The sequence below is a fragment of the Komagataeibacter medellinensis NBRC 3288 genome (assembly GCF_000182745.2).
In the GTDB taxonomy this organism is placed as follows: Bacteria; Pseudomonadota; Alphaproteobacteria; order Acetobacterales; family Acetobacteraceae; genus Komagataeibacter; species Komagataeibacter medellinensis.
This window is the reverse complement of the sequence record NC_016027.1, coordinates 3,035,542-3,042,500: the sequence shown is the minus strand read 5'-3', so window position 1 is coordinate 3,042,500 and position 6,959 is coordinate 3,035,542. Positions and strand designations below refer to the sequence as shown.

Here is a 6,959-nt window from a genome sequence, read left to right as displayed (position 1 = left end):
CCAGCTACCCCTGCTCCCATGGCCACGGGATCCAGAACCCATGGTACGCCCGCCGTATTGGCTGCTGCAATAGCCGTGCGCATATCCTCCACACTACCGTTGATCAGCCCCGCCGCATTGACCCACATCGCACCGGCCCGCGCGCCAAAACCATCCGGCCAGCCCGGTGCTGCGCCTATGGCAGGTGCAGCACCCACGGCCAGCAGCACGTTTGCACTCAAGGGGGCTGCGACATAATTGGTCAGTCCATAGACAAAGGGCGCACCTGCCCGAATTCTTTGCCCCACAGCCTGGCAGGCCGGGGTATCGTAATCCATGAAAACAGGGTGGGCAGGCATTTGGCGCGGCTCCTTTTCCCTCATGGTTGCCCCATGATTGCGGTGCTGATACGGACAGGGGGTTGCCTTTTGATGGTAATGGACTGAAATACAAAGGAGGCTACCGGTCAACCATGCCGGGTTATCCCTTATTTCACATATGCTCTTTTAAAGTCAGCATATTGTAGCAGGAACATACCGTGCGCCCAGCTTACCTTCCCGCCTCTTTTCTCCTTGCTGCTGGGCTACTGGCCGCCCCTTGCGCGCATGCGGCGGATGCGTTGGGGCAACCCACCGCAAAGCTATGCTTCAGCCTGCGCGATGTGGCCGTGGCCGGTGGCTATTCATGGGGAAAAGGCCGACTTTATTTCGGCATGCATTCCTATCCGGTCAAGATAAGCGGTGGTGGCGCGATTGGCATCGGGTACAGCAGACTGCGCGGGGAAGGTACGGTGTACAACCTTGCACGCCTGTCTGACATTAATGGCACCTACTGGTCTGTTCGGGCAGAAGCAACGATTGCCCGTGGCCGCAACGTAGCCGTGCTGGATAACAACCACGGGGTCGATATCAAGACAACCATGCGCACCAGCGGCGCGCATCTGGCGGCAGCCGTCATGCGGCTGACCCTGCACGTGAACCCGGGTGGCGAACGGGCGGAAGCTACGCCCGCCAGATGCACTTTCCCTATCCGGTAAGGTTGGAGCGGGCGGTTTCAGGCAACCGTGCTGATCACGATCTCGACCAGGTTGGGTCGGCCCGAGGCCATGGCGGCCTCGATCACGGGTGCGATATCTCCCGCCCGCGTCACCAGCCGGGACTCCAGGCCATAGGATAGCGCCATGGCCTGATAGTCGATCGGTGGGTCGCGCAGGTCCATGGCCAGGAACCGATCTTCCCGCGCCGAAACATAATGTGTCTGCCCGCGCATGAAGCCCTTGAGCACATTGTATTCACGGTTGTTCATGACCACAAAGGTCACGGGCAACTGTTCGTGCGCGGCTGTCCATAACGCCTGGGGGGAATAGAGGGCCGCCCCGTCACCGACCAGACAGACCACCGGCTCACGCCCCAGCCCCAGAGATGCCCCGACAGCGGCAGGCATGCCCCAGCCCAGCGCGCCCCCGCGCAGGAAGGAGTACTGCGCCGCCCAGTCACTATCGAGGAACATGCGCGTATAAGATGATGTGGCGATCGCCTCATCCACGATTGCAACATTGGGGCCGATGGCGCGCACGGCTTCATGGGCCGCAACACAAGGGGCGATGACCGGGTCCCCCCGATGATGGGCGACCTGCGCCTGTGCCTGCGCGCGTCGGGTTGCGCGGGCGGCCACTACATTTTCACGCGCCGCCGTGAATGCTGCCTTCCGGGGCAGGGTTTCATGTTCCAGCAGGGGCAGCAGGACCTCAAGCGAGGCACGGATATTGCCTACAAGCGAAAGTGGGGTCTGGAACGTGCGGCCAAGATCACGCGCATCGGCCGAGACCTGATAGACCGCACAACCCGATGGCACGGGAGAGCCTTCAGAATACAGAATGGTAATCAGCGATTTGCCACCCAGCGCGAAAATCGCATCATAATCCGACAGACGACGGGCGATATCGGTCGCACGCGTGGGCATGTTGCCCGCCCATAGCGGGCACGACGTAGCGAACGGTATGCGTGATGGCCATGATGCGCCATAAACCGGCGCACCCAGCACTTCGGCCACCGCCGCGACCTGTGCCGCGGCATTGGCACCATGCACTTCATCACCCGCAATGATGGCTAACCGCCCCGGCGTAATGGCGGCAAGTGCCCGGGCCAACTCCGGCAGGCCGCCAGCTATCGAGTCCCGGTTGATGATGGACGGGAAGCCGCTGTCGATATCACTGGCCTCTTCCATCACATCCATGGGCAGGGAGAGGAATACAGGACCGGAAGGGGCCGCCATCGAATCGTTGAAGGCCCGGCGCACCAGCACCGGCAACTGGTCGGCATGCAGCACTTCCTGTGCCCATTTGACTGCGGGCGTTGCGATGCTAACCAGATCGCCAAACAGCAGCGGGTCGGAAATCGTGTGCCGGGAATCCTGCTGGCCTGCCGTAACCACCAGCGGGGTCTGGGAAACGCTGGCATTGAGCAGATTGCCCATGCCATGGCCCAGTCCCCCTGCCGTATGCAGGTTCAGAAAACCGGGCCGGCCAGCCGCCTGGGCATAACCATCGGCCATGGCCACCACGCTCGCTTCCTGCAGGGCCAGGATATAATGCAGGTCCGGCCGACGCTGGAGGGCATCAATCAGCGGCAGTTCCGTGGTGCCGGGATTGCCGAAAATGTAGCGAACCCCTTCACTTTCCAGAATTTCGAGCAGAATATCGGCCCCCCGCCGTCCCCCTGCCCGCTGTGTGGCGACTTCAAGCGATGTAATGGCCATGCTCTGCCCTGCCTGCTTTTTCCATGGGGCCATGGCACCACGTTTTCATGGTCTGGTCCACCACAGGGATCTGATATGGATATCTTTTTTCTTGATAATAATAATTATTATCATTAAAGAAAATTCAACCCGTGGGACACCCGACCGATTCCCAACCGTCGATTTCCCAACCTTCCTCACGGAACCTTAACGGCATCATTCCAGCCCGGATGATGCCGTTTTTTTTGCCGCGCTGGCCACGCGGCCCCCGTTCCGCTACGAAGACGCATATTTTCATGGCTGGGACGCATGCGGGGCACTCTTTCAATTGACCCATATAAGCGAACGTGAAGATGATACGCTTCATGAGCCGAAACGAAAGCAATCCCCTTGCCTGCTGATACGCCCGCCACCCATACGCCCGCACCATCGGACACGGCACACCCGGCCGAGTTGCCGCTGCCTACCGTGATCGAAGTCCTGCACCGTATTGGCACGCTCAATGCACAGCATATTGCTGCGGCCCGTTTCTGGGCCACGGATTACCGTATTGGCGTGTTGGGGGAAGATGACCCGAATCTGGACCGGACATCGTTCGGCCTGTCGCGCCGCCCGCTTAACGGGCGCATGGGGTCAATCAACCGCTACAGGTATATTCACGAAATTATCGGCAACCGCTACGAGCGTGTCCTGATCGCCACCATGATCAACAACATGCCAATGCATGAACTAGCCTACCATACCCAGCACAATCCGCATGACGTGGCGCATATGATCGCGGTGCTGCTGGAGTTTCTGACCCGGCAGTATGATGCCATGCCCGGTCATCTGTGGCGCGGCTGAAAACACCGCCTGTGTCTCTCTGCCCGGTGGTTTCCGCCATGGGCGGGATGCCACCGGGCAGGCGGGACTTTAAGGCAGGTTAGCGGTAGGCTTCTGCAAAGGCTGCGGCGGCACCGAGCAGGCCGGGCTGCGGGTAGGTGATCAGCTTGACCGGCATTTCCGACATCATGCCTTCAAAGCGACCCTTGGCTACAAAACGCTCGGCAAAACCGGAACTGGGCAGGTGCTTGGCCAGACGCAGGCCAAGCCCGCCAGCAATCACCACCGCGCTGCCCCCCTGTGCCAGGGCCAGGTCGCCCGCAACCGTGCCCAGGCTAAGGCAGAAACGCTCCAGCGCGGCAGCAGCTACAGGGTCGGAGCCTTCCAGCGCCATGGTCCACAGTGCCTTGTCATCACGCGCCTTGACCGAAAGCTCACCCATCTCGGCAATCGCCTCATACAGGTTCAGCAGGCCCGGCCCGGATACCACACGCTCGACCGATACGCGGCGGTAGCGGCGGCGCAGCACAGTCAGAATACGGTCTTCCAACTGGTCAAGCGGGGAGAAGTCGATATGCCCGCCCTCGGTCTCGCATACGAAGTAGCCGTTCTTGCGGCGCACGACATAGGCTGAACCCAGTCCGGTGCCCGGTCCCACCACGGTTATGACGCCCTGTTCGGGCAGGGGTACGTCAGGCCCGCAGATATGCTGGAGGCTGCCTTCCCCTACCTGCGCCACTGCGTGGGCCACGGCCCCAAAATCATTGACAAGGATCAGTTCGTCCACCCCCAGCTTGACCGGCAGCCACGCGGGCTGGATCACCCACGGGTTGTTGGTCAGCTTGAGGATATCACCCTTGATGGGACACGCCACAGCAATGCCAGCCGACTTGGGTAGCGGGCGGTCGATTACGCGGGCAAAGGCTTCCCATGCCAGTTGCAGGCTGGCATGATCGGCGCATTTCAGGGTCACGGCTTCCCCCAGCGTGACAACCCGACCCTGGTCTACCTGGGCAATGGCGAAACGGGCATGCGTCCCGCCAATATCAACTGCTACGATCTCTTTCATGTCCGGTCACGCTCCGTGCCCATGCGGCATGCTCCTTGCCTGCAATTGCAAAAAAACAGTCTACGATCATGCCGCTCCCATCACATTCTACGCAACAGGGGACAAAAAATCAGGCATCGCAGGGCTGATGGTTAACATATCTGTGTGGAAAGCAAGCCCATGCAGCAGCCAATTTCATTGATTAATGTCACGAAATGACCACAATCCGCCCGAACCATGACAGATCAGGCCATGCAGTCAGTCCATCTGGTCCGCCCGGATGGCAGACAGGATGCGCCGCTTGAGTGGCCACGGCACCAGGGTATCGACCAGCCGCAGCACGGAAAACAGGAACGGGAAAACAAGATGAGGCCGGTCACGGTCCACTGCGCGGGCAATCTTGCGCGCGGCCATGGGAGCGGTCTGCAGGAACGGCTTCGCCCCCACCACGCGGCGGCTCATGGGGGTATCCACAAATCCCGGCGAGACCAGCGTAACCCCCACGCCAAGCGGGGCCAGCGCCATCTGTTGCGCCTCGGCAAAACGCTTCAGCCCCGCCTTGGATCCAGAATAGGCAGCAGCAAACGGCAGGGCATGGAAGGCAGCAACCGAGCCTATCAGCACGATATGCCCCCGCCCGCGCGCGACCATGCGCTCGGCTGCGGCCGCAGCCATGGCCGATGGCGTGGCATAATTGACCAGCCCCAGCCTGAGCACGTCCTCCGCCCTTTCCACCACGTCGTTCCCACGCCGCATGTCTCCAAGACCCGCGGCAAGAATAGCAATGCCTACGGGATGGCTGTCATCATCTGCACGCAGGGCTGCGATGGCAGCCTGACCATCGGCCACGTCCAGCACGCGCGTATACACGTCCACACCATGGCTACGGGCGCGGGCCGCCACGTTTTCCAGTCGTTCGGCATTGCGTCCCCACAGCACGAGGGGACGCCCACGGGCTGCGTACAGCCACGCCAGTTCCGCCCCGATCCCGCTGGATGCACCCGTAATCAGCACATATCTACCTTCATCCATGCGTGATGCGGTCCTTACTGTCATTGTCCATCTTCCTTTTCAGGGTCCATCTGTGCAATGAGCACAACAACAGGACGAACCACCGAATCACTTCTCTCAACCCATGCCTGCATAGCCTGAGCGGTTCCACCATGGAAACAAGGGGCCTTGCCGGTAATGTGCAGGATGCAACGAACCGGTCATGAACGAAACCGATCGTCTTACTATCATTCCCGTTTCCGGCTTTCGTCAGATGACCACCTTTATCCAGCTGCCCCGCCGCCTATACGCTGGCCTGCCCGGTTACGTACCACCCCTGGATCTGACCCAGCGCGATCTGCTCACGCCGCGCAAGAATGCCTTCTTCCGCATGGGTCGGGCGCAGTATTTCCTTGCCATGCGTGGCGAGCGAGCGGTGGGCCGGATCTCGGCGCAGATCGATCCTGTCTCGATGGAACATTATGGCGAACCGGTAGGGTTCTTCGGGGCGCTGGATGCAATCGATGACCTGGCGGTCGTATCCGCCCTGCTGGACGCAGCGGGCACATGGCTGCGCCAGCATGGCATGAAGCTGATGCGCGGGCCGCAGACGCTGGACAGCAACGGTGAGTTCGGCGTGATGATCGAAGGCCACCACGCCATGCCCATGGTGGCCATGCCATGGCACCCGCAATGGCTGCCGGGCATGATGGAAGCGTGTGGCTGCACCAAGATCCGCGACCTGGTGGCCTACCAGATGCGCACCGGCCCCGATGCGGAGGAAGCCCATCTGGTCCCCGCCAGCCTGCGCCTGGGCGAAGGGCGGCTGGGCAATGTCACCACCCGTGGGCTGCGCATGGACCGGATCGAGGAAGATGGCGAGATCCTGCGCACGCTCTACAATGATGCATGGAAAAACAACTGGGGCTCGATCCCGCTGGCGCGCGAGGATATCCAGTCCATGATCGTGGAGATGAAACCCATCCTGCGGCCAGAGCATTTCGTACTGATCGAGCAGGCGGGCAAGCCGGTCTGCGTGGCGCTGGTGGTGCCCAATGTGTTCGATGTCTCATGGGACCTGAATGGTGATCCCTCGCCGCTGGGGTGGCTCAAACTGGGCAAGCGACTGCTGCGGCATGAATTCCATTCCGCCCGCGTTATCCTGCTCGGGGTCAGTTCCGCGCTGGATGGCACGGCGCTGGGTGCGATCATGCCCGCCCTTGCCATTACCGAACTGATGAAGCGCGGGCGCAACCTGCCCTATCGTACCATTGAACTGGGCTGGGTGCTGGAAACCAACCTGCCCATGCGTCGCCTGATCGAACGCATCACGCCACAGCCCTGCAAGCGCTACCGGGTATATGACCGCCCGCTGACGGACTGA

7 protein-coding genes (1 of these 7 running past the window's edge) are annotated in these 6,959 nt (G+C 61.2%); 3 read left to right on the top strand and 4 right to left on the bottom strand.

From position 1 onward, the window contains the following. Window positions 1-338: the start of a hydroxyethylthiazole kinase gene (locus GLX_RS14140; protein ID WP_041247462.1), read on the bottom strand. Its footprint begins 472 nt before the window's first position; only the first 338 of its 810 coding nucleotides appear in the window; its start codon is at window positions 336-338; the stop codon falls past the left edge of the window. Window positions 339-517: 179 nt separating this feature from the next. On the opposite strand from GLX_RS14140, the gene GLX_RS14135 reads away from it, so the two are divergent. Beyond that, window positions 518-1,015: a hypothetical protein gene (locus tag GLX_RS14135; protein ID WP_014106644.1), complete on the top strand. Its 498-nt coding sequence runs from the start codon at window positions 518-520 to the stop codon at window positions 1,013-1,015. Window positions 1,016-1,032: 17 nt separating this feature from the next. Here the strand turns inward: GLX_RS14135 and GLX_RS14130 are convergent, their stop codons facing one another. Continuing rightward, window positions 1,033-2,736 (bottom strand): thiamine pyrophosphate-binding protein, encoded by a 1,704-nt coding sequence (locus tag GLX_RS14130; RefSeq protein WP_041247904.1) that lies wholly within the window; start codon window positions 2,734-2,736, stop codon window positions 1,033-1,035. A gap of 369 nt (window positions 2,737-3,105) precedes the next feature. Between GLX_RS14130 and GLX_RS14120 the strand changes: the two genes are divergently transcribed. Further along, a complete protein-coding gene (locus GLX_RS14120; protein WP_014106642.1) occupies window positions 3,106-3,558 on the top strand; it encodes a hypothetical protein in 453 nt (150 codons plus the stop codon). Window positions 3,559-3,637: 79 nt separating this feature from the next. Here GLX_RS14120 and glk read toward each other — a convergent pair whose 3' ends face one another. Both glk and GLX_RS14110 read right to left on the bottom strand, forming a co-directional pair. Further along, the gene (gene glk, locus GLX_RS14115) at window positions 3,638-4,606 is read right to left on the bottom strand and encodes a glucokinase (protein WP_014106641.1); all 969 of its coding nucleotides are present in this window, start codon (window positions 4,604-4,606) and stop codon (window positions 3,638-3,640) included. Between the two features lie 237 nt (window positions 4,607-4,843). After that, on the bottom strand, window positions 4,844-5,617 hold the full coding sequence (locus GLX_RS14110; RefSeq protein WP_231850350.1) for an SDR family NAD(P)-dependent oxidoreductase: 774 nt from the start codon (window positions 5,615-5,617) through the stop codon (window positions 4,844-4,846). 181 nt (window positions 5,618-5,798) lie between these two features. On the opposite strand from GLX_RS14110, the gene GLX_RS14105 reads away from it, so the two are divergent. Further along, window positions 5,799-6,959, top strand: a complete 1,161-nt coding sequence (locus GLX_RS14105) for a hypothetical protein (RefSeq protein WP_014106639.1) — start codon at window positions 5,799-5,801, stop codon at window positions 6,957-6,959.

Excerpts from the sequence above, each read along its gene's own strand:
- GLX_RS14110 (WP_231850350.1), bottom strand. The coding sequence starts at position 5,617 with ATGGATGAAGGTAGATATGTGCTGATTACGGGTGCATCCAGCGGGATC.
- GLX_RS14130 (WP_041247904.1), bottom strand. The coding sequence starts at position 2,736 with ATGGCCATTACATCGCTTGAAGTCGCCACACAGCGGGCAGGGGGACGG.
- glk (WP_014106641.1), bottom strand. The coding sequence starts at position 4,606 with ATGAAAGAGATCGTAGCAGTTGATATTGGCGGGACGCATGCCCGTTTC.
- GLX_RS14105 (WP_014106639.1), top strand. The coding sequence starts at position 5,799 with ATGAACGAAACCGATCGTCTTACTATCATTCCCGTTTCCGGCTTTCGT.